This is a genomic window from Marinobacter arenosus (assembly GCF_019264345.1).
Lineage (GTDB): Bacteria > Pseudomonadota > Gammaproteobacteria > Pseudomonadales > Oleiphilaceae > Marinobacter > Marinobacter arenosus.
On record NZ_JAHVAO010000001.1, the window covers coordinates 733501 to 760114 of the forward strand.

Genomic DNA, 26614 nt, shown 5'->3' on the forward strand with positions numbered 1-26614 from the left:
GATTGCCGCCTACCCTGATTCACCGCCCTGGCCTACAACGCCCGGCTCCATCTCAAGCTCAACGCCGAATTTGGCCTTCACCGTTTCCCGTATTTTTTCGGCCAGTTCCAGGATATCCCGCCCGGTACCGCCGGAATGGTTGATGAGCACCAGTGCCTGGCGATTATGAACACCGACCCGCTGGTTCCGGAACCCTTTCCAACCGCACTGATCAATCAGCCACGCAGCCGCGAGTTTCACGCCCCTGGGCTGTGTGTAGCCAACAATATCCGGATAAGTAGTCTGCAGGCGTTCATAATCGGATACTGCAACCACGGGATTTTTGAAGAAACTGCCAGCATTGGGAATGAGGTTCGGGTCGGGCAGCTTGCGACGGCGAATGGCCATGATTGCCTCGGCAACATCAATGACGCTGAGCGCCGCCCGGTCGCGATCACCGAGATACTCCTCCAGATCCCGGTAACCCAATTGCAGCGGCGTGTCTCTCGACAGTCTCAGGCGAACCTCAATGATGGCGTATCGCCCCGGAGACTGCTTGAACAGACTGTCCCGGTACGCAAAACCGCATTCTTCATTGCGCAGGCTAACCACCTCACCGTTCCGGCGGTCCAGCGCGGTAACAGACTCCAGCGTGTCGCATAATTCGACACCATACGCACCGATATTCTGTACCGGCGCAGCGCCAGCCGTACCCGGGATCAGAGCCAGGTTCTCGATGCCCCTGTAACCTGCTCGGGCGGCATAAATCACCGCCTCGTGCCAGTTTTCGCCGGCGCCAAGGACCAGCGTCGCCTCATGATTCCGGGCCTCTTCCCAGTAGCGACCGGGAACACACATCCGGATGACCAACCCACTGAAATCGCCATTGAAGACAAGATTACTGCCTCCGCCCAGAATGAGCACACCGAGGCTCTTGGCTTCAGCCCAGGCAAGCGCTGCCTTCAACTCGGCCGCATCGTGCACTTCCCAGTAGAAGCGGGCAACGGCTGGCACATGGAGCGTATTGAGATCGCCAAGCTCCACGTGTTCTCTGGGTTCCGCTGTCAGGCTCAAGCCAGGCGCTCCCGGATCTCGGCCAGCAACCCTTCCCCGGCCTCATGGATAAGATCCAGAACGAACTCGAACCCCTCTTCACCGCCATAATAGGGGTCAGGCACCTCCTGATGCGTGGACCGCCCATAACTCAGGAACAGGGCGGGACGGGTTCCGCCATTTTGACGCCAGACATCGGTAACGTCCGACAGGTTTTGCCGGTCCATCACCAGCACGTAATCAAAATTGTCGAGATCATGGGCCGCGAACTGGCGGGCTCGCAAGTTGCTGATGTCAACACCACGCTTACGGGCCGCCTGGGCGGCCCGGGCATCAGGAGCCTTACCAATGTGCCAGTGGCCAGTGCCGCAGGAATCAATCTCGATCCGGTCAGCCAGACCCGACTCTGTGACCAGGGCACGGAACACCCCCTCGGCACTGGGCGATCGACAGATATTCCCCAGACAAACGAACAGAACCCTAACCCGCTGAGTCATTGCCCCTCCCCGTTCTCAAACAAGCCCTGATCCGCTCAAGATCTGCCTCGGTATCCACGCCGGCGGGTGGCTTTTCCGCGGCCACGTCCACATGGATACGGGCCCCGTTATAGAGAGCCCTGAGCTGCTCCAGCGACTCGACTCGCTCCGTCGGAGCCGGAGCCCAGCTCACGAACTGACCGAGTACGCTGGCGCGGTAGCCATAGATCCCGATGTGGCGGAAGTACCCGACGCCATCGGGAAGAGAGACGTCTGCCCCGGCCAGCGGATTGCCATCCTGCCAACGGTCTCGGGCCCAGGGAATTGGCGCCCGGCTGAAATAATGAGCCATGCCCTGATGATCAAAGACAACCTTGACCACATTGGGGTTGAAGACGTGCTCAACATCGTGGATGCGCTCGCAGAGTGTGGCAATGGCGGCGTCGGGATAGCGTTCGAGATTGTCCGCAACCTGGTTGATCAGGGCTGGAGGGATCAGTGGTTCATCACCCTGAACATTCACGACCCGGTGATCCGGGTCGAAGTCCAGTTTTCTCGCCACTTCCGCCAGCCGATCGGTACCACTGGCATGATCGGGCGACGTCAGCACCACCTCTGCACCGAAGCGTTCACAAGCCGACCGGATGCGTTCATCATCCGTTGCGACCACCACCCGATCCGCGCGGCTTTCCTGGGCGCGTTCATAGACATGCTGCACCATGGGCTTACCGGCAATTTCTGCCAGGGGCTTCCCGGGCAAGCGACTGGACGCGTAACGGGCCGGAATGACGACTGTAAAAGACATGGACAGGAATCCTGAGCTGGTGGTTTACCGTTTATCGAGACGCTCATCGGTCGTGAGTGTCCGGGCTTCACTCGCCAACATGACCGGAATCCCCTCACGGATCGGAAAGGCCATGGCATCCTGAAAGCAGAGGAGCTCGGTGCGAGCATCGTTCAGTTTCAGATCGCCTTTGCAGACCGGGCAAGCCAGCATCGCCAGCAGTTTTTTATCCATGATGTTTTCTCACCAACGTTTAAGAGATTATCTGTTCGGTACGCTGCCGGATTCGGGCGAGCAGCGAGGCGATGAATTCCGGGGCAAGGCGGGCCTGAACGGAAAATACCCAGGCGTTGTCAGACGCAAAGCCCTGGCACTTCACCGCGTCCTTGGCCGTCATCACTATCCACTGGCCATTCTCTGCTTCCAGGTCACCGGCTTTGAAATCATGATGATCCGGAAAAGGCACGCCTTCCACAACCGCTCCGAGACCCCGTAGTGTATCGAAAAACCGCCCGGGATTTCCGATTCCAGCCACAGCCCGCACGGACTGCCCCTCAAGATCACTCAGCGGGCGAGATTCTCCGGTAATCAGGTTGGTCAGCGAGGACGGTTCCAGCGCCATGGTGTAAATCTGCGGATGCTCAATGCCCTGAAACGATTCGATGCGGCTGCCAGCCTCAAATTCACCGCCATTGACGACGACAAAATCCACTGAAGACAGGCGTGAGGCAGGTTCGCGAAGGGGGCCGACTGGAATGACCGAGCCATTACCCATACCACGGGCACCGTCAAAGACAGCGATCTCCACGTCTCTGGGAAGCGCGTAGTGCTGCAGGCCGTCATCGCAGATCAGGATATCTCCAAGGCCCTGTTTGAGAGCCCAGGCTGCGCCACGTCGGCGCTGGGGATCCACCACGACCGGAACACCGGTCGTCCGGGCAAGCATGACCGGCTCATCGCCCGCCTGCGCCGGATCGCTGTGCCCGTCCACCAGCAACGGATACTGGGCTGAGTTGCCACCGTAGCCCCGACTGAGCACCACCGGTCGCCACCCGGCAGCGCGAAACTCAGTGACCAAAAGAGCGGTCAGCGGGGATTTTCCGGTGCCGCCGGCGGTGATGTTGCCAACCACCACCACGGGGACGGGCACCACCTCATTCCTGAACTCCCAGGCCTTCCGCCGGCGAGAGGCTGCAACCGCCTGATAGATCCAACTCAAAGGAGCAAGGAACCGCAAGGGACGACCCTTGCCGTACCAGAGCCGGTCAATCAGGGAACTCATGCCGATTCGCTGAACTGCATCTGGTGCAACTGGGCGTATGCGCCGCCCGCCGCAAGCAACTCTTCGTGCCGACCCGACTCCACGATACGACCGTTATCCATAACCAGTATCCGGTCCGCTTTCTCGATCGTGGACAGGCGGTGAGCAATCACAAGCGTGGTCCGGCCTTCCATCACCGTTTCCAACGCCTCCTGAATATGACGCTCGGATTCCGTATCGAGGGCCGACGTCGCCTCGTCAAGAATCAACAACGGCGCATCTTTCAGCAGTGCGCGGGCAATCGCAAGACGCTGGCGCTGACCACCGGATAGCATGACGCCATTATCACCAATCATCGTGTCCAGTCCGTCGGGCATGCGGTCAATGAATTCCAGGGCATGGGCCTTGGCGGCCGCCTCGCGAATGTCATCGCGGGTACAGTTCCGAAGCGCACCGTAGGCGATGTTGGCGGCGATGGTGTCATTAAACAGCACGACATTCTGCGTCACCAGGGCAATCTGGGCCCGCAACGCCTTCAGGGAATAGTCTCGAAGGGAATGGTCATCAATCAGGATGTCGCCGCCGGTGTACTCATAGAAGCGCGGCAACAGACTGACCAGAGTCGATTTTCCGCTGCCCGACCGGCCAACAAGCGCCACGCTCTGCCCTGCGGGGATGGTCAGTGAAATGCCCTCCAGCACGTTGTCGAGCTGATCGCGGTACCGGAACGAGACATCCTCAAACCGGATGCTGCCCTCGACCCTGGTCGGTGCAAAGGTGCCAGGATCCTGTTCCGGGCGCTCATCGATGGTTTCGAACACGTCGTATGCCGCAGCAACGCCCTTCTGGATCTTGGCATGAACCGACGTAACCTGCCGGATGGGCTTGGCCATGGTAGTCGCTGCAGTAATAAAGGCGACCAGCTGACCCGTTGTCATTTCACCGCGAATCTCCGGTGCAAGCATGGTCCAGACCAGAGCGGCGATGGCGATCGCCACCAGTACCTGGATAATAGGAACGCTGATCGCCTGGGTCGATGCCATCTTCAGGCTTTGCTTCAGATTGCGATCGTTGACTTCGCGAAAACGTTGCTGCTCATAGTCCTCGCCACCAAACGTCCGAACCACCCGGTAGCCGGCAATGGATTCTGACGCCACATGAGTTATGTCCCCCATGGAGCCCTGGATACGTTTGCTGATCTTCCGGAAACGCTTACTGGCATAACTGACGACGGCGCCGATAATGGGACCGACAGCCAGGAAAATCAGTGTGAGCTTCCAGTTGGTGTACAACATAAAACCCATCAGCCCCACAATCGTCAGGCCTTCCCGAAGCGTGATGGTCACCGCATTGGTGGTCGCTTCGGCGACCTGCTCCACGTTGAACGTGAGCTTGGAAACCAGCCTACCGGCGGCGTTGTCGTCAAAATAGCGGGAGGGAAGGGTCAGCAGCCGATCAAAGACGTCATTGCGCAGGGCATTGATCACCTGCCGCCCGACGTAGTTGATGAAGTACTGACTCATGAACGTGCCCAGTCCACGAAAGGCGAACACCCCGACGATCACCAGCGTCAGCAGCAGACGGTTACCGTCTGTCGGGTTTTCAATGGCGGCAATGACATACTCCATGGCGGCCGCCATGCCCGTGGAAGCCGCGGCATAGATGACATTACCGACCACAGCCAGCGCGAACGCCAGCCAGAATGGTTTTACATACGCCAGCAATCGCTTGTACGTTTCCCAACTGCCGGAAGGTATTTCCGGAGCCGGCGTGGGAAGCGGCTCAGTGCTGCTCACGGGCTTTCAGCCTCCCGCTCGGTGGTGATGCTCAGCTTGGCAAACCCAAGCCTACCGGCAACATCCATAGCGCGCACCACAAATTCGTGAGGCGTACGGGCATCAGCAGTGATAATGAATGGCAGCGAATTATCGCCTTCGGCCAGCTCCCGAACGCCCCGCTCCAGAGTCTCACGGCGATTGTTGACCAGCGTCCGGTCGTTCAGGATGTATTGTCCCTCGGCATTGATCACCACGTCGATCTGTTTCACCTCCGCTGGTGACGCCGGCTCGCCACTGGCTTCGGGCAGCTCGACCTGAAGATGGCTTTCTCGGGTAAAGGTGGTCGAAACCATGAAGAAAATCAGCAGCAGGAACACCACATCAATCAGTGGCGTCAGATCTACCGCGACTTCCTGACTTCTCTGGCGCTTGAACTTCACGGCGTTCAGGCTCCTTCCACGTCGATTTCGCGGTCTCCGTGGACAACCTCAACCAGCTTGATCGCTTCCTGTTCCATGCTGACCACCAGCTCGTCTACCCGACGCATAAAGTAGCGATGGGCAATCAGGGCTGGAATCGCAACGCTGAGTCCGGCGGCGGTCGTGATCAGCGCTTCGGAAATACCGCCCGCCAGATTGCCGGCATTGCCGACACCGGCCAGTTGAATCTCGGCGAAGACCTTGATCATACCAATGACCGTTCCCAGCAGCCCCAGCAGCGGCGTAATGGTCGCAACGGTACCCAGCGGGTTCAGGAACCGTTCAAGATCATGGATCACCTGACTCGCTTCGTGCTCAATGCTTTCTTTCATGATCTCACGACCATGCTTGGCATTGAGCAGACCGCCGGCCAGAATCCGGCCCATGGGAGAGGACCCCTGGAGCGCTTTCAGCTTGCGGCCATTGAGCTCTTTCTTCTTTATCCAGCGCCACAACTCGTTGACGGTCTGGGCTGGAGCAACCCTGGATACGCGCAGAGTCCAGAAACGCTCCATGATGATGGCTAGCGCCAGAATGGAACACGCAACAATTGGCACCATCAAAATGCCACCGGCTTTCAACAGCTCGAACACGCTCGGTCTCCCTGATAATTTACAAGCCGCGCTACTTTAGCATAGCTGCCGTTGGAGGCCACACCCGTTGTGTCACGGTATTCTACATCGGGCCCGGGCCTGATCCGGAGCGCCTATCCAGAATGGCACATTGTGTCGCTTTTCTTTAACCGTCAGATGGTTATTGGAAATCGCCAGAATCAATCTGCCGGAACAGGCGGTGCTGAGGGATTGCCCTCCAAGACTCCGATAACGGGCTGTCACAGTCGGATGGGGATGTCCGAAGCGATGGCGATACCCGGCTGAATAAACCACCACATCAGGCTTCAGTGTTTCCACCCAGGTCAACGACGACGACGTCTTACTGCCATGATGCGGTGCCAGCACGACCCGGGTCTTGTCGTTGATCGCCCACGGAGTGCCGTCTCGAAAAGCAAGGTACCGGGCTTCCACATCCGCACTGATATCCCCCGGTAGCAGCCATTCTGTCCCCGACGCCCCGTGCCGGATGCTCATCACGCAGGATGCATCGTTGCCTTCACGAGCACCCGGCGCCTGCCAGTATTCGACGTCAAGGCTGCCTAACCGCTCACCTCGACTCAAACAGGGAACAATTGGGAACCGGGCCGAGCCTCCCAACTTCTCCCAGACCTCGGACACTTCACCAGTCACCAGTTGCCCGATCTCCAGGGAATCTGCCAGCAGAGCCAATCCACCGGCGTGATCGCTGTCCGCATGACTGACCACCAGGGTGTCAATGCGGCGAACACCCAGGGCCTTCAGGTTGGGCAAAAGCGTCGACTCTACCGACGAGAACACGCCCGGGACCGCCGGCCCGGTATCGTAGAGGAGCACCCGGTCCTTTGTTCGCACCAGCACCGATAAACCCTGGCCCACGTCCCAGATCCGAAGCTCCGGTTCAGCCACCGGTCGGTTTGCTAACGGAGCCTGCATCAGCGAGAGCCCCAGCCACGAGAGGATGGCCACGCCCCCAAGCACTCGACAGGCAGTCATTGGTGCGCGCAGCAGGACCAGCGCCAGAAGCGACAACAGGATGATCTCCAGCGCCCCGGCGTCGGGCTGAGGGGACGGGAGCTTCGCAAGGAAAGAAAGGAGGCCCCATAGAGCGCCCAGTACCGCGTCGAAAGCGCTGGTTACAAACCCGGACACGGCGGGCACCATTGCCGTCAGCAACCCGCCAAACACCAGCACCGGCATGGCCATAACCGAGACCAGCGGAATGGCGACCAGGTTTGCCAGCCCACCTACCAGCGGCTGATCCTGCCCGAAGACGTTAAGTACGGGCCAAAGCCCCGCGAACACCGCGCATTGTGCGACCAGCAGCGTCCAGAACCATCCGGACACACCAAGAGAGTTCGCAAAGGCACAGATCAGCACAGCAACCGCACCGAACGATAGCCAGAATCCCTGGTCCAGAGGCGCAAACGGGTCCAGCAACAGGATCGTCGCCAATGCCAGGATCAGCGCATGCCAGGCGGCCCCCTCGCGCGCAAACAACGCGGCCCAGCCACCGACCACCACCATCACGAGCGCCCGGCGGGTCGGGACAGTGAAGCCGGCCGCCAGGGCATAGACCAGGCAACACACCATCACAGCCGCAAACAGGAGTCGACGACGAGCCAGTTCACCCAAGCACCCGATCGGAACCACCAGCATCACGTGCCTGACCACGAGGCCCGCACCCAGAGCTACCAGTCCGAGATGGAGCCCTGAGATGGCAACCAGGTGCACTGTCCCCGTGGCCTGGAGGACCTGCCAGTGGTCATCGGTCATATGCCCCCGATAGCCCACCAACAACGAGGCGATCAACGGCAGGTGCTCGGCGGTGGAAAACTCGCTTGCAACCCAACTGGCGAGTCCGGCGTGGACCTCGCTGTAACGACAATGGAGACCACAATAGACGGTGCCGGCAGGTTCGGCGGCCCGGACGGTCCCTGTGGCTCGATAGCCCTTCCGAAACAGCCAGTCCTCGTAGCGAAACCCTTGGTCATTCAGGGTTCCGTGAGGCCGCTTCAGGACCACGTTCAGGCGGAGCCGATGGGCGGGAAGTCCCGAGGCGTCCGCCCCATACCAGGCCAGCCGAAGCTTTCGGGGCATCGGAGATGCTTCTGCCATGTGCCGCGGGAGGTCATGCCAGCGGGTGACACAGAAACTGAAGCGCAGACTACGAAAGCTGCCGGGCGCCGGGACGTCGCAAACGTATCCGGACACGGACACGATCTCGCCCTCGACCGTCGCCGGCAGTTGCTCGCTCAAACGCGCGCTGGCGTGCCAGGCAGCCCAGCCTGCGCCAGCACTCAACGCCATGAACACAAACGCGACTTTCCGGAAGAATCGGGGGCGGGACGGTAAAGCAATGCAAAAAGACGTGATAAAGCTCGCCACGAACCACTCCGGTGGTGGCAAGATCGACAACCGATACAGTAAGATAACGCCGCAAGAGAAGGCGAAAACGCCCACAACTGCCAAACCGCGCCCTTGGAGGGAGCGGCCTTGAATGTTTGAAATTCCGGACAATCCTTGTCCTCCCGGTTTGAGACATCACCGGCGGCATCCTTGCTACCGGTTTTTACACTCTTTCAACAGGCAGAGCTTCCAATGCCAAAGAAGTTCATGAAACGCTATCTGCCAACACCAGAGAAGGTGCAAGCGATGAAGTCGCTGCGCTTTCTTGGCGATATCCTTCATGAACCCAACCTGTGGCATATCAATCGACACAGTGTCGCCCGGGCGTTTCTCGTTGGCATCTGGTTCTGTTTCATTCCCATGCCTTTTCAGATGCTTGGCGCCGCCCTCTTTGCAATCTGGTTCAATGCCAATCTGCCTCTGTCCGTCGTGCTCGTGTGGATCAGCAATCCGGTGACCATGCCACCGATCTTTTATTTCAATTACAAAATCGGCGCCTGGATTCTGAACCGACCGGTCCTGAACTTCGAGTTCGAGCTGTCCTGGGCCTGGATCAGCGAGCGTTTGCTGGATATCGGCATTCCGCTGTACCTCGGGTCGCTGATCATCGCCACTCTTACGGCTTGCCTGGCATACCTGGTCATCCAGTTTCTCTGGCGTCGAAAAATACGCTCTGACTGGCAGATACGACGCCTGGAACGAAACAGGCGTCGGGGACCCGCGGATCAGCCTTCCTGAATCAGTCGCCCCTGCTCAAGTCGCAAGACCCGGCCCAGGCTGCGGGCCATCCTCATGTCGTGAGTCACCATGACAAAGGCAATACCCAACTGATCGCGAAGTGATTCGATCAGCTTCTGTACACCTTCCCCGGTATGTTCGTCCAGGTTCCCGGTCGGCTCATCCATCAGTACGCATTGCGGCTCATTGACCAGCGCCCGGGCAATGGCAACGCGTTGCCGTTCACCCCCGGACAGCTCGCCCGGTTTGTGGGCCAGTCGCTCTGCCAACCCGACCCTGGCCAGCAAATCTTTTGCCTTTTCCCTCGCCGCCTTGACCGCCATGCCGCCAAGGGCGCAGGGCATCATGACGTTCTCAAGCGCGGAGAATTCCGGCAATAAATGGTGGAACTGGTATACGAAGCCCAGGTGGCGATTCCGAAACCGGGCCCTACCTGATTCGGAGAGCCGGTGAATGTCTTCGCCACAAATCGAAATCTGCCCGGACGAGGGGCGGTCCAGCCCCCCCAGCAGGTTCAGCAGGGTCGTCTTTCCAGCACCGCTACTGCCCACTATGGCAACCGTCTCGCCCGCGTCCACCACCAGAGAAATATCAGAAAAGATGGTCAGCTTTTCCGGCCCCTCGGTGTAGGTCCGAGTGATCTGCCGGCAATCAATCACAGGCCCGGATTGCTGCGGGATTGTATTTTCCTTACTCATACCTCAACGCCTCCGCCGGATCGACTCTGGATGCTCGCCACGCGGGATAAACAGTCGCCAGCAGGCTCATGGCAAGGCCGGCTCCACTGATGATGTAGACATCCTGCCACTGCAACTGGGAGGGCAGATAACTGATAAAGTACACGTCGGCGCTCAGGAACTGATGTCCGAGTGCCCCTTCCAGCCAGGAAATAAAAGCACTGATGTTGAGTGCGCCAACCACGCCCAGCGTTGTTCCGATCAACGTTCCGAAGACGCCGATCACCGCACCCTGAACGATGAAAATACGCATGATTCGGCCCGGCGTGGCTCCCATGGTGCGCAAAATTGCGATATCGGCAGTCTTGTCAGTCACCACCATGACCAGGGTGGAGACGATGTTGAAGGCCGCCACGGCGACAATGAACATCAACAGCAGGCCAATCATGGTCTTTTCCATCCGGATGGCCTGGAACAGGTTGCCGTGAGTTCGCGTCCAGTCAGAGATGTAATAACGCCCCTCCAGCATTCGCGCCGCCTGCTCTGCCACCCTGGGAGCGGCAAACAGGTCGTCCACCAGCAGCCTCACTCCGAGGGCCTTGCCCCCTGTACGCATCAGCTTGGAGGCATCGTCCATGTGAACGAGCGTGTAGTTGCCATCCAGTTCGGCGCCCACACTGAAAATGCCTTTGACGGTGAATCGCTTGAGCCTCGGCAACACGCCTGCCGGCGTCACCGAGGCCTCCGGCAGGACCACGGTTACCTTGTCTCCCAGCTCAAGCCGGAGACTGGCCGCCATCAGGCGGCCGATAATGATGCCGAATTCACCTGACCGGAGATTGTCCAGGCTGCCTTCGATCATGTGTTTCTCAATGATCGAAACCGTCTTCTCCTCCTCAGGCAATACGCCATTGAGCATGACACCACGAACATTGCCACCGCCGGTGACCATGCCCTGCCCCTGAATAAACGGGGCGGCAGCCAGGACACGGGGATGCTCCTGAACCTGCCGATCGACCGATTCCCAGTCCTGGAGGGGGCCGGAGCCCTCAATGACTGCGTGGGGCACCATACCGAGGATCCGCTGTTTGAGTTCCCGATCGAATCCGTTCATGACCGAAAGCACGATGATCAACACCGCGACACCCAGCATCAGGCCGATCATGGAAGTTAGTGATATAAAGGAGATAAAGTGGTTACGACGTTTGGCTGCGGTGTACCGCAAGCCGATGTAGAACGATAAGGGTCTGAACATGGGGAGGTGCCTGTCGCTACCTTCAGGTCTGTCGTGGTCTGGTCTTCCCAACCGTCTGCCAGCGACGGAGGAAACTGCTAAACTGTTCTCTAATAATGGAAAATTCAATTTCGGAGCCAGGATGCCGTCACACAACACACCCAGCGGACCGGTCGAGTATACCCCCGAACGTCGGGATTTCTTCCGTATCGAAGATCGAATCGGCCTGGAAATCCGGAGGCTTCCACCAAACGCGCCCTTCGAGGAAGACGCCTTTGATGGCGACCACCTTGAAAGTCTGAAAGCCGAGTTCCGGCGACTGGATCAGGACGTAAGAGCCCAGCTTGCCAGCCTCGCTGAACGAGACCGCCTTCTGACAGGATTAATCAAGTCCCTGAATGGCAAGCTGGACACGCTTGCGCGCATTATGGCCTTTGAGCAAAATCCGTTGCAACCGGAAGACTGGCAAGAGGTGACCTTGAGTGAAGGCGGCCTGGCATTTTCAAGCCATGCCCCGCTCTGGGCGGTTGGTGATCGCCTGGCCATTCGCATGACGCTGCCGCCTGAGCTTTTCCAGCCGCAGGCCATCGCCACGGTCATTGACGTGCAAACCGAGAACGCAGGTGGCGCAAGGGTCCATACCGAGTTTGAACAAATTCAGGACAGCGACCGTCAACAGATTGCACGACATGTGATGCGCTGGCAGATTCGGCAGCGTCAAAAAGAGTAAGCTTCGGAAAAACAGGTGACTTTTGCCTGTCCTTTTAAGATATTACGCTTTATCCATGTCCTTCCGAGCGAACCCCGGGAGGAACCAGGCATTAATGGAGATAACACAATGAGAAAAAACAGAATAACACTCGGAACCCTGGCGCTGGCGGCAACGCTCACCCTCGCACCGGCGAGCGGCCTGTGGGCCGAGCAGCTCAGCATTCCGGTGGGTTCGCAGGCTGATCGCGAACTGGTCAGCACACCCGCAACCGGAATGAGCCAGGAGTCCGTTCGCGCCACCTGGGGCGAACCGCTGGAGGTCATGGGCCCTGTTGGAGAGCCTCCCATCACTCAGTGGCACTACCGGAACTTTATTGTTTATTTTGAGCGCGACCGCGTACTCCATGCCGTACTCAAGCCCAATCGCTGAGACGTAACAAAAAACAACAGCGAGCAGGTAGCAAATTCCCGGCACAGCCCCTGACGCTGCGCCCTCCGTTGGTTAGAATGGCGGTTTTACGATTCAAGGTGGCAGTAAAGTGACATCCAGACGTGTGTTGCCCGCTGAATGGGCTCCGCAAAGTGCAGTAATGCTGACCTGGCCCCACCCGGGAACCGACTGGGCCGAAATCCTGGACGAGGTGGAGCCGGTTTTCACTGCGATTGCCAAGGCTGTCCTGCGCTTCGAACACCTGCTGATCAGCTGTGAGCACGTGGTCCGGGTTCAGGAGCTCGGGCAGACCCTGAACCGCTTTGCCCAGGACCAGGGATTTCCCGGTCGGGTGATTGCCGTTCCCGCGCCGGCTAATGACACCTGGGCAAGGGACCATGGCCCCCTCACCGTTCAGACCGAGGATGGCCTGGCCCTCCTTGACTTCCGGTTCAACGCCTGGGGCGGCAAGTTCCCTTGGGAAAAGGACGACGCCCTCAATCGACACCTGGCCAATGCCGGTGCTTTTGGCGCCACACCGCTTCTCAAGATGGACTTCGTTTTGGAGGGTGGATCCATTGAATCTGATGGTGAGGGCACTATTCTCACCACGAGCGAATGCCTTCTCACCCCGAGCCGGAATCCCTCCCAGGACCGAACCGCCATCGAACGCCTCTTCGCCGAGGTACTGGGCGCCGATCGCGTTCTCTGGTTGAACCACGGTTACCTGGCCGGCGACGACACCGACAGCCATATCGACACACTGGCCCGCTTCTGCGCGCCCGACCACATCTGTTACGTCGCCTGTCCCGATGTATCCGACGAGCATTACAGTGCCCTGGCCGCCATGGAAGAGGAGCTGCAGGAATTTCACCAGCGTGATGGCAGCCCCTACAGGCTGACGGCCCTACCCTGGCCTGACCCGATTCATGACGAGGACGGCCATCGCCTTCCCGCGACCTACGCCAATTTCCTGATCATCAATGGCGCGGTACTGGTACCCACCTACGGCGTGCGTCAGGACAACGAGGCGATTGCCATTCTCGAAGAGGTGTTCCCGGATCGCGAAATTATCCCCATCGATTGCCGGGCACTGATTTTCCAGCACGGGAGCCTCCATTGCGTCACCATGCAGATTCCGGCAGGAGTGGTCTCTCCATGAGCAACAACACCCATTCCCAGTTTCTGAACCTCGCTGCTATCCAGCAAGCCTGCACAGACGACAAGGCAGCAAGCCTCGCCACGACTGAAAAGCTCGTCAGGGAGGCCGCCGCCAATGGAGCGGAGCTGGTTGTTCTGCAGGAGCTTCACGCCACCCTGTATTTCTGCCAGACGGAAGACACCAACATCTTCGAACTGGCCGAACCCATCCCGGGCCCAACCAGCCAGAGGTTGTCCGATCTCGCACGGGAACTGGGTATTGTTCTGGTCGGATCCATTTTCGAGCGTCGGATGAATGGCGTGTACCACAATACCGCGGTGGTTTTGGAGCGGGACGGCTCGATAGCCGGCATCTACCGGAAAATGCACATCCCGGATGACCCGGGGTTCTACGAGAAGTTTTACTTCACGCCGGGCGATGCCCAGTTCAACGACGGGCAAAGCGGGTTCACACCAATCAACACGTCGGTTGGCAAGCTGGGCGTATTGGTGTGCTGGGATCAATGGTATCCCGAAGCGGCCCGGCTGATGGCCCTGGCTGGCGCAGAAATTCTCATCTACCCCACGGCCATCGGCTGGGACGTAACCGACGATCCGGAAGAACAGGCTCGACAGCTCGAGGCCTGGGTGACCGTACAGCGTGGCCATGCGGTCGCCAACAATCTGCCGGTGGTCGCGCCAAACCGGGTCGGTACAGAGCCGGACCCCACGGGACAAACCGATGGCATACGGTTTTGGGGCAACAGCTTCATCTGTGGTCCTCAGGGCGAGTTCCTCGCCCGCGCCGGTGACGACAGTGAGTGCATTCTGTCCGCAACGCTCGACCGCACTCGCAGTGAATCGATTCGCCGTATCTGGCCGTACCTGAGGGATCGTCGCATCGACGCCTACGGCGACATTCTCAAGCGAGTGAGGGACTGACCCGACAATGAAGAAACTGGTCGACACCGTTGTCAGTGAACTGAACCAGATATTGTTGGGCAAGGACCAACAGGTGCGTCTGGCACTGTGCGGGCTACTGGCCCGCGGTCACCTGTTGATTGAAGACATCCCCGGCATGGGCAAGACTACCCTCTCCCACGCGCTGGCGAAAATCATGGGCCTGTCCTATCAGCGTATCCAGTTCACGAACGACCTCTTGCCGGCCGACGTGCTTGGCTACTCCATGTACGACAAGGAAGCGGGTAGCCTGGTGTTTCATCCGGGCCCGATTTTCGCGCAGATTGTCCTGGCCGACGAGATAAACCGCGCCTCGCCCCGGACCCAGAGCGCCCTGCTTGAAGCCATGGAAGAGCGGCAAGTTTCTATTGAGGGCCAGACACGCCCCCTGCCACAGCCATTCTTCGTGATCGCGACCCAGAACCCCATCGAACAGGGCGGTACCTTTCCGTTACCGGAATCCCAACTCGACCGGTTCCTGATGCGACTGCGCCTCGGCTATCCGGATCCCAGAGCGGAACGGGAACTGCTCGAAGGCGAGGACCGTCGAGCCATGACAGAGCGGCTGCAGGCGCTCCTGCCCCAGGAAGACCTGACCACGCTGCAGGAGGCCGTTGGCCGGGTCAAAGCCAGCCCGGCTCTGCTGGACTATGTTCAGCGGTTGCTGGAACAGAGCCGGCGCATGCCCGGTCTGCTCTATGGGCTCTCGCCCCGGGCGGGCCTGGGCCTGCTGAAAGCGGCCAAGGCCTGGGCGCTCATGGAGGGACGCCATCACGTCCTGCCCGACGACATTCAGGCGGTATTCCCGGCGGTGGCGGAACATCGTCTCGAACAGGGGGAATCCGGCAAGAGTTCTGAGCGGGTCCGGCAGTTGCTCGCCACGGTTTCTGTCCTTGAATAAATAGCAAAGTTTTATAAGCGGAATTGGCCAAATCGAATGGCAGACTGCGTCATTCGTGTTAGCCTTCTGCCCTTTCCGAGCAGATTTGAGCCCGCCAAGGGCATCGTCGTACCGAATTTAGTGAGAGACATACACAAATGAGCGAAACCAAACACTCCCGATTGATCATTCTTGGCTCCGGCCCCGCTGGCTACACCGCCGCGGTCTATGCAGCCCGGGCCAATCTGAACCCGACCCTGATCACCGGTATCGAGGTCGGCGGCCAGCTCACCACCACAACCGATGTCGACAATTGGCCGGGCGACAACGACGGTGTCCAGGGTCCAGAGTTGATGCAGCGCATGCTCAAGCACGCAGAGCGTTTTGAGACCAGCATTGTCTACGACACCATCAATGAGGCTGACCTTCACGAACGCCCATTCCGACTGAAAGGTGATGGAGGCGAGTACACCTGTGACGCGCTGATCATCGCAACTGGCGCATCGGCCATGTACCTCGGCCTGGAATCCGAGGAGAAGTTCAAGGGCCAGGGTGTCTCCGCCTGCGCCACCTGCGACGGCTTTTTCTACAAGAAGCAGAAAGTAGCCGTTATTGGCGGCGGCAACACCGCAGTCGAGGAGGCGCTCTACCTGTCCAATATTGCTGACGAAGTCACCCTGGTACACCGCCGTGACAGCCTCCGCGCCGAAAAGATCCTGCAGGACAAGCTGTTCGAGAAGGCCCAGAACGGTAACGTCAACATCGTCTGGGATCATACCCTCGATGAGGTCCTGGGTGACGGCACCGGCGTGACCGGCATGCGCATCAAGAGCACCAAAGACGAGTCCACTCAGGAATTGGAGCTTGCAGGCGTCTTCATTGCCATCGGCCACAAGCCCAACACCGATCTGTTCCAGGGCCACCTGGACATGGAGAACGGCTATATCCGCATTCGCTCGGGCCTGGAGGGCATGGCCACCCAGAGCAGCATCCCGGGCGTGTTTGCCGCCGGCGATGTGGCGGACCATGTCTATCGTCAGGCCGTCACCTCGGCCGGGTTCGGCTGCATGGCGGCCCTGGACGCGGAAAAATTCCTGGATCAGCAGGACTGAACTAAACTGCGATTAGTCTCTCAATAGTTTGACTCGGCCAGTGGGAGCACGTCGCTGGATTCGGCCCATTGAACGGCCAGCTTCAGCGATTTGCGCCCACAAACCGACATTCGAACACATTATGCAGGCAAACTCCCAAACCGGAGCAGGATGACCTCACTACCCTGGCTTGACCCGGACCAACTCTGGTTCCCGCCCGCGGACGAAGCACTCGGCGATCCCGACGGACTGCTTGCACTCGGCGGTGACCTGTCTACCGAACGACTCCTCCTTGCCTACAGAAACGGAATCTTCCCCTGGTACAGTGATGACCAGCCCATTCTCTGGTGGTCCCCGGACCCCCGCTGCGTCCTCGTTCCTCACGACATTCATGTTTCCCGCAGCTTGCGTCGCACCCTGAATCAGGGGCGGTTCACGATCACAGCGGACCGGGCTTTTGGTCGAATCATTCGCTTGTGTGCGACAACGCGGGCTGAGGGCACATGGATCACCGAGGACATGATCGCCAGTTACTCCGAGCTCCACAGGCAAGGCTATGCCCACTCGATCGAGGTCTGGAATCGTAGTGGTGAGCTGGCCGGCGGAATGTATGGACTGGCGATTGGCCAATGCTTCTTCGGCGAATCCATGTTCTCGCTCGAAACGAACGCCTCCAAGGTCTTGATGGTTCACCTTGCCAATCAGCTCAGGGAATGGGACTACAAAATGATGGACTGCCAGGTGGAGAGCCGTCATTTGCTCACGATGGGTGCCCGTAGTATTCCCAGAAGCGAGTTTTTATCTATACTCAGGGCATGCGTTGGTCGGGAACCGGCCCGACACAACTGGACATTTCGCTGGCAATGGCCTGGTCCGGAGGCGTAAATGAGCAATCTGAGAACACTGGTGTTCTTCGCAACCCCACCTCACGACTGCAGCTACCTCCCGGACCGTGAAGCGACCACGATGTTCGTCGATCCACGGGCGCACATCGACAAGAAACTATACAGCCAGCTGACCGCACTGGGTTTTCGCCGGAGCGGCTCCCATTACTACCGCCCCCACTGCGAAAACTGCAACGCGTGCATTCCGGTTCGGCTAAGAGTGAATGATTTCGAACCGGACAGGAACCAGAAGCGCGTGCTCCGGAAGAATCAGGACCTGGAGTTCAATCTGGTGCCCGCGAGCTTCAGCGAGCAGTACTATCGGCTCTATGCCGAATACATCGAGCAACGCCACAAGGACGGTGACATGTATCCGCCGTCCCGAGAGCAGTTCATCTCCTTCCTGGTGGATGGCGCCACGGATTCGTGGTTCCTCGAAATACGGCTGGAGAACACACTGGTCGGCCTTGCTGCAATCGACCTGCTCGACGACGGCCTGTCTGCGATTTACACCGTGTTCAAGCCGGAACTCGAACACCGGAGCCTCGGCACCTACGCCATCCTCTGGCAAATAGACGAGGCACGGCGCCGGGGCCTGCCCAACCTGTATCTGGGGTACTGGATTCGCGAATGCCGCAAAATGAACTACAAGACCCGCTTCAAACCCATCGAAGCGTTGCGCGATGGGCAGTGGCGGACCATCGATTTGAACTGACTTTTGCCAAATGCCGATAATTCAGGCAGAATTGCGCAATTTAAAATCACGAGAAGTACATTCCAAGCGAGGTTTCTACTGAATGGCGAAATCAGATGTCATTGAAATGGAAGGCGTTATTATCGACACGCTTCCAAATACCATGTTCCGTGTTGAACTCAGCAACGGCCACGTGGTGACTGCCCATATTTCCGGAAAGATGCGCAAAAACTACATCCGCATCCTGACCGGCGATAAGGTCAAGGTTGAGCTGACTCCCTACGACCTGAGCAAGGGCCGCATCGTGTACCGCGCCCGTTAAGGCTTTCTGACATCTGAAAAGCCCCTCTTCGGGGCTTTTTTCGTTTCTACCGTATGGAAAGTAAAAAAACCGCTGCCAATGGGCAGCGGTTTTTTTGGTTGGTGGGAAAATCCCTGGAGGACTATACCGCTTCCGCAGGCTCATCCTCGTAATCGAAAACCAACTCGTCATCACGGAGATGGATGTAGACATCCCCACCCTTCTCGGACAGACGCCCGAACAGGATCTGCTCCGCCAGCGGACGTTTGATCTTGTCCTGAATCAGGCGCGACATCGGGCGGGCGCCCATGGTGACATCGTACCCCTTATCGGCCAGCCAGACCTTGGCGTCATCATCCACGTGCAGGACAACGTGCTTCTCATCCAGTTGCGCCTGCAACTCGGTGAGGAACTTGTCGACCACGTGAGTGATGGTGCCTTTCTGCAGATCGGCAAACTGGATAATGCCATCGAGACGGTTCCGGAACTCCGGCGTGAACGTCTTGCTGATGATTTCCATGCCATCGGTACTGTGGTCCTGCTCGTTAAAGCCAATTGAGCGACGGGCCATGCTTTCCGCTCCGGCGTTGGTGGTCATCACAAGAATCACGTGGCGGAAATCCGCCTTGCGACCATTGTTGTCCGTCAGCGTACCGTGGTCCATCACCTGCAGGAGCAGGTTGAACACTTCCGGATGGGCTTTCTCGATCTCGTCCAGAAGCAGTACGCAATGCGGATGCTTGTTGACCGCCTCGGTCAGCAAGCCGCCCTGGTCATACCCGACGTAGCCCGGAGGGGCACCAATCAGGCGGGACACGGTATGCCGCTCCATATACTCGGACATGTCGAAACGGACGAGCTCGATGCCCAGCACCTTGGCCAGCTGTTTAGTGACCTCGGTCTTGCCCACACCGGTGGGACCAGCAAAGAGGAACGCGCCTTCCGGTTTTTCCGGGGCTTTCAAGCCGGCACGGGCCAGTTTGATAGCCGTGGACAGGGATTCGATCGCCGGATCCTGGCCGAAGACCACCATCTTGAGGTCCCGCTCCAGATTGCGCAGCAGATCCTTGTCACTGGTGGAGACATTTTTCGGCGGGATGCGCGCGATGTTGGCCACCACATCCTCGATTTCCGAAACGTCGATTGCCTTCTTGCGCTTGTTTTCCGGTTGCAGGCGCTGCCGTGCACCGGCCTCGTCGATCACGTCAATGGCCTTGTCCGGCAGATGGCGATCGGTAATGTACCGATCCGCCAGTTCCGCGGCCACGCGCAGGGCCTTGTCGGTGTATTTCAGGTCGTGATGCTTTTCGAAATTCGGCTTGAGGCCCTTCAGAATCTGGTAGGTGTCCTCAACACTTGGCTCGTTGACATCGATCTTCTGGAAACGACGGGCCAGCGCGCTGTCCTTCTCGAAGATTCCGCGGAACTCCTGGAACGTCGTTGACCCGATGCAACGGATCTCGCCCGAACTCAGCATCGGCTTCAGCAGATTCGACGCATCCATGACGCCACCGGATGCCGATCCGGCGCCGATGATCGTGTGGATCTCGTCAATGAAGAGAATGGCGTGCTTCTCTTTCTTCAGTTCCGCCAGCAGGCCCTTCAGTCGCTTCTCGAAATCGCCCCGGTACTTGGTTCCCGCCAGCAGCGCGCCCAGATCCAGCGAATACACCACCGCATCCGAGATAATATCCGGAACCTGGCCGTCCACGATCCGCTTCGCAAGCCCCTCGGCAATCGCGGTCTTACCGACACCCGCTTCGCCGACCAACAAGGGGTTGTTCTTGCGCCGACGCACCAGAATCTGAACCACTCGCTCGACTTCATGCTCCCGACCGATCAGGGGATCTATCCGACCCTGACGAGCCTGCTCATTGAGGTTGGTTGAGTAGCTTTCCAGTGGTTTGGAATGACCACCTTCTTCGCCAGCCTCATCCGGCGCCGCCTGATCATGCCCTTCCTGATCTTCTGCACCCTGAACCCGGGAAATCCCGTGAGACACGAAGTTGACCACGTCAATTCGAGCAATACTCTGCTTTTTCAGGACGTAAACCGCCTGACTCTCCTGCTCACTGAAAATTGCCACCAGGACATTGGCTCCCGTGACCTCTTTCTTGCCGGAGGACTGGACATGGAATACGGCTCTCTGCAGCACACGCTGGAAGCCCAGGGTCGGCTGGGTCTCGCGTTCACTGTCGTTACTGGGGATCAACGGCGTGGTGGAATCGACAAACTCCACAAGTTCTTCCTGAAGTCGCTGGAGATCTGCCCCACAGGCCTTCAGAACGCCCACCGCCGATTCATTGTCTAACAGGGCCAACAGTAAATGCTCGACCGTCATGAATTCATGACGTTTGTCCCGGGCACTTTTGAAGGCCGTATTCAGCGTAATTTCAAGATCTTTGCTCAGCATGGGCCACCCCAACGTCTGTCAGTCCGCACGTTCAATCTCGCAAAGGAGCGGATGTTCGCATTCCGAAGAATACTGGTTCACCTGTGCCGCCTTTGTTTCTGCGATGTCTCGGGTATATACCCCACATACGGCTTTTCCTTGCGTATGGACGAGCAGCATCACCTGCGTCGCCTTTTCTTCGTTCATGCCGAAGAATTTCATCAACACGTCCACCACAAAATCCATGGGCGTGTAATCGTCGTTCAGTAGCACCACGCGATACCTCGCCGGATGCTTCAGGGCGGGTTTTTCGGGCGCAACGCTGAGATCATCCTGTCGTCCCGGTTGTTCGTCCTCCCCTTGATTAAATACTAGTAGAGAATCTTCGATAGTCCGCATCATTCTTTACCGGTTTATCGGTGCCCTTGCCTAAATGTGGTTGTCTGTACCCGGGTTTTCAAGCGCACTCGAAAAAACGGGCGTGAGGTATGTATCACTACGAGCATGATACCGGTTCCGGACCGCGTTCAACCACACATTCCGGTAATAGAAACTATTGACTCAACGCGTCGATTGGTCGAAAGTTAAGTAGCATTGTTAAATAGTGTAAATTCATGCGAGCTTTACGTAACAGGATCCGTGTCGGGCGCTCCCGACCGGAACGCGCACAGCACCAATAATAAAGTAAGACAGCACATGGACAGGGGAGTTCATCATGCCAAGAGGCAAGGTCAAGTGGTTCAACAATGCCAAAGGATACGGTTTCATTATTGAGGATGGCTGCAGCGATGACCTGTTTGCCCACTTTTCGTCGGTTCAGATGGAAGGATACAAAACTCTGAAAGCCGGCCAGACCGTCACCTTTGACAAAAAACCCAGCGACAAGGGCGTTCACGCGATCAACATCGTTCCCGACGAACAGCCCCAGAAACAATCCCCGGATGGCTCCGGGACGTCGGCCGAAAAAAAATCGGATTCCGACGACTCCGGTCGAGGTGACTACCCACCCCGTGCCGCGAACGCCTGACTGGGTCTCGCGGAGCGCCCCGGGGCGCCTGCTGTCTGAAACGTAGGCGCAGTCAAGCTGGTATTCACCAAAACCAGCCTGGACAGATTCCGGGCACTCGTCGCTTTGGGCATTCATGCAGCGCCTCCCTGAAGACGCTCTCTCCGGGCTTTGTCATTCGCCACGGTTAAAGTACCCTTCCAGTCCTAACCCAATCTATCACTCCGCATGCGCTGACTGGAATGGCCGATCTGATTCTTTTCAATAAACCTTTTCGAGTTCTGAGCCAGTTCACAGATGATCGCCGGGATCCGTCCAAGCCCGTCCGGGCAACGCTGGCTGATTGGATCCCGGTGCCCGGTGTCTATCCGGCGGGTAGACTGGATTACGATTCGGAAGGACTGTTGCTTCTGACCAATGAAGGTTCCCTGCAGCATCGCATTGCCTCCCCGTCCCAGAAGATGCCAAAAACCTATTGGGTGCAGGTGGAAGGCCGGATTACCGACGACGCGCTCGCCCAGCTGGAACACGGTGTCAGACTCAAAGATGGAGCAACGGCACCTGCCCGGGCAGCGAGGATGGACGACCCCGTCGTCTGGGACAGAACCCCACCGGTTCGATACCGGGAATCCGTTCCGACGAGTTGGCTGGAACTCACCATCACCGAGGGCCGCAATCGGCAGGTCCGGCGCATGACCGCCGCCGTTGGCTTCCCAACGCTCAGGCTCATTCGCTACCGTATAGGGGACTGGACGCTGGACGGTTTGAAACCCGGCCAGTTCCGAACCGTGGAGGTTCATATCCCCGAACCGGGACCACGCCGGAAGCGCCCCGCAGCGACCCGGAAATTTGGCAAATCACCAAGGAGCGCCAGAAAACGATGACCTGGACCCCTCACGCCACCGTGGCCGTCATTGTTGAAGACCAGGAAGGCCGCTACCTGGTTGTTGAAGAGCTCAGCGGCGGCCGCGTTGTCTTCAACCAGCCGGCCGGTCATGTCGAAGAGGATGAGGCCATTCTGGACGCCGTCAGACGTGAAACCCTGGAGGAGACCGGCTGGCGCGTCGAACCCGTGCATTTCCTCGGAGTGTATACCTACAAGGCGCCGGCCAACGGTGTCACTTACTACCGGTTCTGCTATGCCGCCCGTGCGCTCGAGCGCGTCACCGATAAACTGGATGCGGGCATCATTGCCGCCCACTGGATGCACCTGGAGGACATTCGCCAACTGGGGAACCAACTTCGGAGCCCATTGGTCCTCGAGTGCATAGAAGATTACCGAAACGGGCGTCGCTATCCGCTGGATGTGGTGGTGGATACGCAGACGTAACGACGGACAAATGGTAAACTTGCCGGCTTTTCACCCAGATTGAAGTTTTCATGACACACGCAACCGAAACACGTCCCGTAGCAAACACCCGAGTGATCGTCGGCATGTCCGGCGGGGTGGACTCATCTGTCGCAGCCTGGCTGCTGAAGGAGCAGGGTTACCAGGTCGAAGGATTGTTCATGAAGAACTGGGACGAAGACGACGGTACCGAATACTGCACTGCCATGACCGACCTCGCGGACGCTCAGGCGGTTGCCGATGCCATTGGCATTAAGCTTCACACCGCAAGCTTCGCTGCCGAGTACTGGGATCGCGTGTTTGAACACTTCCTGTCCGAGTATACCGCCGGGCGGACGCCCAATCCTGACATCCTCTGCAATAAGGAGGTCAAGTTCCGGGCGTTCCTGGACTACGCGGTTACCCTGGGTGCCGATTTTATAGCCACCGGACACTACACACGCCAGCGGCCACTGGATGACGGCTCGGGCAAGGCCCTGCTTCTCAAGGGGCTCGATCCCAACAAGGACCAGAGCTACTTCCTGCATGCGGTATCCGGCGAACGCATCGCCCGAACCCTGTTTCCGGTCGGGGAACTGGAAAAGCCGGAAGTTCGGCGAATTGCCGAAGCCCAGGGCTTTGTCACCCACGACAAGAAAGATTCAACCGGCATCTGCTTCATCGGTGAGCGTAAGTTCACCGACTTCCTGAAGCAGTACCTGCCGGCCCAGCCCGGCGACATCGAAACGCCAGAGGGCCAGGTCATCGGCCGGCACCAAGGTCTGATGTACCACACCATCGGGCAGCGTCAGGGGCTTGGAATCGGCGGGCTCAGCGACTTCGGAGACGAGCCCTGGTATGTCGCTGAAAAGGACCTGGACAGAAACGTTCTGATCGCGGTGCAGGGCAAACATCATCCACTGCTGTTCTCCCGCGGGCTCGTGTCCGGCCCCATCGACTGGGTGGCGGGGGAAGCATCAGCCACTCGTTTCCGCTGCAAGGCCAAGACCCGCTATCGGCAACCGGATCAGGACTGCGAGGTCCAGGTGCTGGAGAACGGCGTCAAGGTGGTCTTTGACGATGCCCAAAGAGCCGTTACCCCGGGCCAGTCGGTGGTTTTCTACGAGGGTGAGGTCTGCCTGGGCGGTGGCGTGATCGAAGAAACCTGGCGCGATGGCGAAGCTCTGCCGGCGCGCCTGGCCACAATGCCACAACAGGAAGCCGGTGCATGAGCCGAACTCTCAATGATCAGACCCTCGCTCTCGCTGGCGTATTCCAGGCAGCCAATCTGGTCCAGCAAATCGCACATAACGGCCAATGCTCTGAGGCCAGCCTGGAAACCTGTATCCGTTCCCTGTTTGCCACCGATCCGGCGTCAACGCTGGACGTGTATGGTGGTGATCTGGCGGATATCCGGGAAGGTCTGGTCACGCTCTCAGCGGTTCTGAGTGAGCAGAGCAAGCAACAGGATATCGAAGTCCTCCGCTACGTCCTGAACCTCATTCACCTGGAGTCGAAGCTCAACCGGCGGCCGGACATGCTGGACGTCATCGGCAGCCGAATCGATCAGGCCCGGCACACGGCCAGTCATTTTGGCTACACCCATGGCAACCTGATCAGCAACCTGGCGTCGGTCTATGCTGACACCATCAGCACCTTCCGCTTGAGGATCCAGGTCAGTGGCAACCCCACGGTTCTCCAGCAGGAAGAGAACGCCGCCAAGGTTCGCGCCCTGCTGCTCGCGGGCATCCGTTCAGCCGTACTTTGGCGCCAGACTGGCGGCCGGCGGTGGCAACTGATCTTCGCCCGCAAAAAGGTCATTCGGCACGCCCGGGAGCTGGCAGAGCAAGCCAATCGTCCCCTGTAGCTTCGATACGACTGATTCGGGCGCGGTGCTGGTGTATCATATGCGCCCCACATTTTCTTTTGTCCCGTTTCTTTGATGATTTGAGAGGTTTTCGATGGAACTCACCGCCCTGACCGCCATTTCCCCGGTCGATGGACGTTACGGCAATAAAGTCAGCGTCTTCCGAGACATATTCAGTGAATATGGCCTGATCAGGAACCGCGTGACCGTCGAGATTCGCTGGCTGCAGAAACTGGCGGCCCACCCGGAGATCGCTGAAGTGCCCGCATTTTCTGCCGAGGCGAACGCGTTCCTCGACAAACTGGTTAGCGAGTTCGGACTGCCGGATGCGGAACGCATCAAAGACATCGAGCGCACGACCAATCACGACGTGAAAGCGGTCGAGTACTTCATCAAAGAAAAGATTGCCGAGTTCCCGGAGCTGCACGCGGTCACCGAATTTGTGCATTTCGCCTGCACCTCCGAAGACATCAATAACCTCTCCCACGCTTTGATGCTGCGTGAAGGCCTCGACCATGGCCTGCTGCCGGCAATGGACAAGGTGATCGCGAAACTGGGCGAGCTGGCACAGGCGCACGCGGAGCAGCCCATGCTGTCCCGTACCCATGGCCAGACGGCCTCCCCGACCACGGTCGGCAAGGAACTGGCGAACGTGGTTCATCGCCTGCGCCGTCAGCTCAAGCAGATTCGCGCAACCGAGTTGCTGGGCAAGATCAATGGCGCGGTTGGCAATTACAACGCCCACCTTTCTGCCTACCCCAGCATTGACTGGTCCGCCAATGCCCGGGAGTTTATCGAAAGCCTGGGTCTGGACTGGAATCCGTACACCACCCAGATCGAGCCCCATGACTACATCGCCGAGCTTTACGATGCGGTGGCCCGCTTCAACACCATCCTGATTGATCTGGACCGCGACATCTGGGGCTACATTTCTCTGGGCTACTTCAAGCAGAAGACCGTGGAAGGTGAAGTGGGCTCCTCCACCATGCCTCACAAGGTCAATCCGATCGATTTCGAGAACTCCGAGGGCAATCTGGGCATTGCCAATGCACTGCTTGGCCACCTCTCCGCCAAGCTTCCGATTTCCCGCTGGCAGCGCGACCTGACCGACTCCACCGTACTGCGCAACCTCGGTGTTGGCTTCGCCCACAGCCTGATCGCCTACGAAGCCACCCTGAAAGGCCTGGGCAAACTGGAAATCAACCCTGCACGCCTTGACGAAGATCTTGACCATGCCTGGGAAGTGCTGGCGGAACCGATCCAGACGGTTATGCGTCGTTACAACATCGAAAAGCCCTACGAAAAGCTCAAGGCTTTGACCCGCGGCAAGGCAATGACGCCGGAATTGATCAAGAATTTCGTTGAGACCCTGGACATTCCCGAGGCTGCCAAGAAGGAGTTGATGGCGTTGACTCCGGGCAGCTACATTGGAAATGCCATCGATCAGGCACGCAACATCTGATACCGGGAGCG

At 58.6% G+C, this 26614-nt stretch carries 29 protein-coding genes; 16 read left to right on the forward strand and 13 right to left on the reverse strand.

The window, feature by feature from the left end:
- Window positions 1-9 precede the first annotated feature (9 nt).
- The 9 genes from murB to KXD86_RS03375 all read right to left on the reverse strand — a co-directional run bounded on the left by murB (window position 10) and on the right by KXD86_RS03375 (window position 8863).
- Window positions 10-1053 carry a UDP-N-acetylmuramate dehydrogenase gene (gene murB, locus KXD86_RS03335; RefSeq protein ID WP_218634663.1) on the reverse strand — a complete coding sequence of 348 codons (1044 nt, stop codon included), beginning with the start codon at window positions 1051-1053 and terminating at the stop codon, window positions 10-12.
- Window positions 1050-1529, reverse strand: a complete 480-nt coding sequence (locus tag KXD86_RS03340) for a low molecular weight protein-tyrosine-phosphatase (protein WP_218634664.1) — start codon at window positions 1527-1529, stop codon at window positions 1050-1052. Before KXD86_RS03340 ends, murB begins: the two co-directional genes overlap by 4 nt.
- Entirely contained in the window at window positions 1513-2313 is an 801-nt protein-coding gene (kdsB, locus tag KXD86_RS03345; RefSeq protein WP_218634665.1) for a 3-deoxy-manno-octulosonate cytidylyltransferase, read from the reverse strand. Before kdsB ends, KXD86_RS03340 begins: the two co-directional genes overlap by 17 nt.
- Before the next feature lie 24 nt (window positions 2314-2337).
- Entirely contained in the window at window positions 2338-2526 is a 189-nt protein-coding gene (locus KXD86_RS03350) for a Trm112 family protein (RefSeq protein ID WP_218634666.1), read from the reverse strand.
- A gap of 19 nt (window positions 2527-2545) precedes the next feature.
- Window positions 2546-3574, reverse strand: a complete 1029-nt coding sequence (lpxK, locus tag KXD86_RS03355; protein ID WP_218634667.1) for a tetraacyldisaccharide 4'-kinase — start codon at window positions 3572-3574, stop codon at window positions 2546-2548.
- A complete protein-coding gene (gene msbA / locus KXD86_RS03360; RefSeq protein ID WP_218634668.1) occupies window positions 3571-5349 on the reverse strand; it encodes a lipid A export permease/ATP-binding protein MsbA in 1779 nt (592 codons plus the stop codon). The genes lpxK and msbA overlap by 4 nt, the downstream gene beginning before the upstream one ends.
- Window positions 5346-5771 (reverse strand): ExbD/TolR family protein, encoded by a 426-nt coding sequence (locus tag KXD86_RS03365; RefSeq protein WP_218634669.1) that lies wholly within the window; start codon window positions 5769-5771, stop codon window positions 5346-5348. Before KXD86_RS03365 ends, msbA begins: the two co-directional genes overlap by 4 nt.
- A 5-nt stretch (window positions 5772-5776) precedes the next feature.
- The gene (pocA, locus tag KXD86_RS03370; protein ID WP_218634670.1) at window positions 5777-6403 is read right to left on the reverse strand and encodes a flagellar polar localization protein PocA; all 627 of its coding nucleotides are present in this window, start codon (window positions 6401-6403) and stop codon (window positions 5777-5779) included.
- Between the two features lie 72 nt (window positions 6404-6475).
- Entirely contained in the window at window positions 6476-8863 is a 2388-nt protein-coding gene (locus tag KXD86_RS03375) for a DNA internalization-related competence protein ComEC/Rec2 (RefSeq protein ID WP_312846248.1), read from the reverse strand.
- Between the two features lie 138 nt (window positions 8864-9001).
- Between KXD86_RS03375 and KXD86_RS03380 the strand changes: the two genes are divergently transcribed.
- Complete coding sequence (locus tag KXD86_RS03380) at window positions 9002-9547, forward strand: DUF2062 domain-containing protein (protein WP_218634671.1); 546 nt, start codon at window positions 9002-9004, stop codon at window positions 9545-9547.
- On the opposite strand, the gene KXD86_RS03385 is transcribed toward KXD86_RS03380, so the two are convergent.
- Together KXD86_RS03385 and KXD86_RS03390 are read right to left on the reverse strand one after the other, a co-directional pair.
- Complete coding sequence (locus KXD86_RS03385) at window positions 9535-10245, reverse strand: ABC transporter ATP-binding protein (RefSeq protein ID WP_218634672.1); 711 nt, start codon at window positions 10243-10245, stop codon at window positions 9535-9537. The two genes, KXD86_RS03380 and KXD86_RS03385, sit on opposite strands and share 13 nt — an antisense overlap.
- Window positions 10238-11479 (reverse strand): lipoprotein-releasing ABC transporter permease subunit, encoded by a 1242-nt coding sequence (locus KXD86_RS03390; RefSeq protein WP_218634673.1) that lies wholly within the window; start codon window positions 11477-11479, stop codon window positions 10238-10240. Before KXD86_RS03390 ends, KXD86_RS03385 begins: the two co-directional genes overlap by 8 nt.
- A 121-nt stretch (window positions 11480-11600) precedes the next feature.
- Between KXD86_RS03390 and KXD86_RS03395 the strand changes: the two genes are divergently transcribed.
- From KXD86_RS03395 to infA, 9 genes are all read left to right on the forward strand, one after another.
- Complete coding sequence (locus KXD86_RS03395) at window positions 11601-12188, forward strand: PilZ domain-containing protein (protein ID WP_218634674.1); 588 nt, start codon at window positions 11601-11603, stop codon at window positions 12186-12188.
- Window positions 12189-12296: 108 nt separating this feature from the next.
- Window positions 12297-12599 carry an outer membrane protein assembly factor BamE gene (locus KXD86_RS03400; protein ID WP_218634675.1) on the forward strand — a complete coding sequence of 101 codons (303 nt, stop codon included), beginning with the start codon at window positions 12297-12299 and terminating at the stop codon, window positions 12597-12599.
- 160 nt (window positions 12600-12759) lie between these two features.
- Window positions 12760-13761, forward strand: coding sequence for an agmatine deiminase family protein (locus tag KXD86_RS03405; protein WP_376770947.1), 1002 nt, complete (start codon window positions 12760-12762; stop codon window positions 13759-13761).
- Complete coding sequence (locus tag KXD86_RS03410) at window positions 13758-14681, forward strand: carbon-nitrogen hydrolase (protein WP_312846249.1); 924 nt, start codon at window positions 13758-13760, stop codon at window positions 14679-14681. Before KXD86_RS03405 ends, KXD86_RS03410 begins: the two co-directional genes overlap by 4 nt.
- 7 nt (window positions 14682-14688) lie before the next feature.
- On the forward strand, window positions 14689-15600 hold the full coding sequence (locus KXD86_RS03415; RefSeq protein WP_218634677.1) for an AAA family ATPase: 912 nt from the start codon (window positions 14689-14691) through the stop codon (window positions 15598-15600).
- 137 nt (window positions 15601-15737) lie between these two features.
- The gene (trxB, locus tag KXD86_RS03420; RefSeq protein ID WP_218634678.1) at window positions 15738-16691 is read left to right on the forward strand and encodes a thioredoxin-disulfide reductase; all 954 of its coding nucleotides are present in this window, start codon (window positions 15738-15740) and stop codon (window positions 16689-16691) included.
- A gap of 150 nt (window positions 16692-16841) precedes the next feature.
- Complete coding sequence (gene aat / locus KXD86_RS03425; RefSeq protein WP_218634679.1) at window positions 16842-17555, forward strand: leucyl/phenylalanyl-tRNA--protein transferase; 714 nt, start codon at window positions 16842-16844, stop codon at window positions 17553-17555.
- Window positions 17556-18269, forward strand: a complete 714-nt coding sequence (locus KXD86_RS03430; RefSeq protein ID WP_218634680.1) for an arginyltransferase — start codon at window positions 17556-17558, stop codon at window positions 18267-18269.
- 82 nt (window positions 18270-18351) lie between these two features.
- On the forward strand, window positions 18352-18570 hold the full coding sequence (gene infA, locus KXD86_RS03435; RefSeq protein WP_014421226.1) for a translation initiation factor IF-1: 219 nt from the start codon (window positions 18352-18354) through the stop codon (window positions 18568-18570).
- A 121-nt stretch (window positions 18571-18691) separates the two neighbouring features.
- Here the strand turns inward: infA and clpA are convergent, their stop codons facing one another.
- Window positions 18692-20962: an ATP-dependent Clp protease ATP-binding subunit ClpA gene (gene clpA / locus KXD86_RS03440; RefSeq protein ID WP_218634681.1), complete on the reverse strand. Its 2271-nt coding sequence runs from the start codon at window positions 20960-20962 to the stop codon at window positions 18692-18694.
- Between the two features lie 18 nt (window positions 20963-20980).
- Entirely contained in the window at window positions 20981-21340 is a 360-nt protein-coding gene (gene clpS / locus KXD86_RS03445; protein WP_228739312.1) for an ATP-dependent Clp protease adapter ClpS, read from the reverse strand.
- A 316-nt stretch (window positions 21341-21656) separates the two neighbouring features.
- On the opposite strand from clpS, the gene KXD86_RS18995 reads away from it, so the two are divergent.
- From KXD86_RS18995 to purB, 6 genes are all read left to right on the forward strand, one after another.
- A complete protein-coding gene (locus KXD86_RS18995) occupies window positions 21657-21968 on the forward strand; it encodes a cold shock domain-containing protein (RefSeq protein WP_218634682.1) in 312 nt (103 codons plus the stop codon).
- A gap of 221 nt (window positions 21969-22189) precedes the next feature.
- Entirely contained in the window at window positions 22190-22831 is a 642-nt protein-coding gene (locus tag KXD86_RS03455; protein ID WP_218634683.1) for a pseudouridine synthase, read from the forward strand.
- A complete protein-coding gene (locus KXD86_RS03460) occupies window positions 22828-23277 on the forward strand; it encodes an NUDIX hydrolase (RefSeq protein WP_218634684.1) in 450 nt (149 codons plus the stop codon). The genes KXD86_RS03455 and KXD86_RS03460 overlap by 4 nt, the downstream gene beginning before the upstream one ends.
- A gap of 50 nt (window positions 23278-23327) precedes the next feature.
- Entirely contained in the window at window positions 23328-24506 is a 1179-nt protein-coding gene (mnmA, locus tag KXD86_RS03465; RefSeq protein ID WP_218634685.1) for a tRNA 2-thiouridine(34) synthase MnmA, read from the forward strand.
- Window positions 24503-25141 carry a high frequency lysogenization protein HflD gene (gene hflD / locus KXD86_RS03470; protein ID WP_218634686.1) on the forward strand — a complete coding sequence of 213 codons (639 nt, stop codon included), beginning with the start codon at window positions 24503-24505 and terminating at the stop codon, window positions 25139-25141. Before mnmA ends, hflD begins: the two co-directional genes overlap by 4 nt.
- A 94-nt stretch (window positions 25142-25235) precedes the next feature.
- Window positions 25236-26603: an adenylosuccinate lyase gene (gene purB / locus KXD86_RS03475; protein WP_218634687.1), complete on the forward strand. Its 1368-nt coding sequence runs from the start codon at window positions 25236-25238 to the stop codon at window positions 26601-26603.
- Window positions 26604-26614 lie beyond the last annotated feature (11 nt).

Bases quoted from the DNA above. Each gene is read 5' to 3' on its own strand.
- KXD86_RS03460 (WP_218634684.1), top strand. From the start codon at position 22,828: ATGACCTGGACCCCTCACGCCACCGTGGCCGTCATTGTTGAAGACCAG.
- KXD86_RS03385 (WP_218634672.1), bottom strand. From the start codon at position 10,245: ATGAGTAAGGAAAATACAATCCCGCAGCAATCCGGGCCTGTGATTGAT.
- infA (WP_014421226.1), top strand. From the start codon at position 18,352: ATGGCGAAATCAGATGTCATTGAAATGGAAGGCGTTATTATCGACACG.
- trxB (WP_218634678.1), top strand. From the start codon at position 15,738: ATGAGCGAAACCAAACACTCCCGATTGATCATTCTTGGCTCCGGCCCC.
- hflD (WP_218634686.1), top strand. From the start codon at position 24,503: ATGAGCCGAACTCTCAATGATCAGACCCTCGCTCTCGCTGGCGTATTC.
- purB (WP_218634687.1), top strand. From the start codon at position 25,236: ATGGAACTCACCGCCCTGACCGCCATTTCCCCGGTCGATGGACGTTAC.
- aat (WP_218634679.1), top strand. From the start codon at position 16,842: ATGACCTCACTACCCTGGCTTGACCCGGACCAACTCTGGTTCCCGCCC.
- KXD86_RS03380 (WP_218634671.1), top strand. From the start codon at position 9,002: ATGCCAAAGAAGTTCATGAAACGCTATCTGCCAACACCAGAGAAGGTG.
- KXD86_RS03410 (WP_312846249.1), top strand. From the start codon at position 13,758: ATGAGCAACAACACCCATTCCCAGTTTCTGAACCTCGCTGCTATCCAG.
- KXD86_RS03340 (WP_218634664.1), bottom strand. From the start codon at position 1,529: ATGACTCAGCGGGTTAGGGTTCTGTTCGTTTGTCTGGGGAATATCTGT.
- KXD86_RS18995 (WP_218634682.1), top strand. From the start codon at position 21,657: ATGCCAAGAGGCAAGGTCAAGTGGTTCAACAATGCCAAAGGATACGGT.
- KXD86_RS03395 (WP_218634674.1), top strand. From the start codon at position 11,601: ATGCCGTCACACAACACACCCAGCGGACCGGTCGAGTATACCCCCGAA.
- KXD86_RS03430 (WP_218634680.1), top strand. From the start codon at position 17,556: ATGAGCAATCTGAGAACACTGGTGTTCTTCGCAACCCCACCTCACGAC.
- kdsB (WP_218634665.1), bottom strand. From the start codon at position 2,313: ATGTCTTTTACAGTCGTCATTCCGGCCCGTTACGCGTCCAGTCGCTTG.
- KXD86_RS03400 (WP_218634675.1), top strand. From the start codon at position 12,297: ATGAGAAAAAACAGAATAACACTCGGAACCCTGGCGCTGGCGGCAACG.
- KXD86_RS03390 (WP_218634673.1), bottom strand. From the start codon at position 11,479: ATGTTCAGACCCTTATCGTTCTACATCGGCTTGCGGTACACCGCAGCC.
- clpS (WP_228739312.1), bottom strand. From the start codon at position 21,340: ATGCGGACTATCGAAGATTCTCTACTAGTATTTAATCAAGGGGAGGAC.
- KXD86_RS03405 (WP_376770947.1), top strand. From the start codon at position 12,760: ATGCTGACCTGGCCCCACCCGGGAACCGACTGGGCCGAAATCCTGGAC.
- KXD86_RS03455 (WP_218634683.1), top strand. From the start codon at position 22,190: ATGGCCGATCTGATTCTTTTCAATAAACCTTTTCGAGTTCTGAGCCAG.
- KXD86_RS03350 (WP_218634666.1), bottom strand. From the start codon at position 2,526: ATGGATAAAAAACTGCTGGCGATGCTGGCTTGCCCGGTCTGCAAAGGC.
- KXD86_RS03415 (WP_218634677.1), top strand. From the start codon at position 14,689: ATGAAGAAACTGGTCGACACCGTTGTCAGTGAACTGAACCAGATATTG.
- mnmA (WP_218634685.1), top strand. From the start codon at position 23,328: ATGACACACGCAACCGAAACACGTCCCGTAGCAAACACCCGAGTGATC.
- lpxK (WP_218634667.1), bottom strand. From the start codon at position 3,574: ATGAGTTCCCTGATTGACCGGCTCTGGTACGGCAAGGGTCGTCCCTTG.
- clpA (WP_218634681.1), bottom strand. From the start codon at position 20,962: ATGCTGAGCAAAGATCTTGAAATTACGCTGAATACGGCCTTCAAAAGT.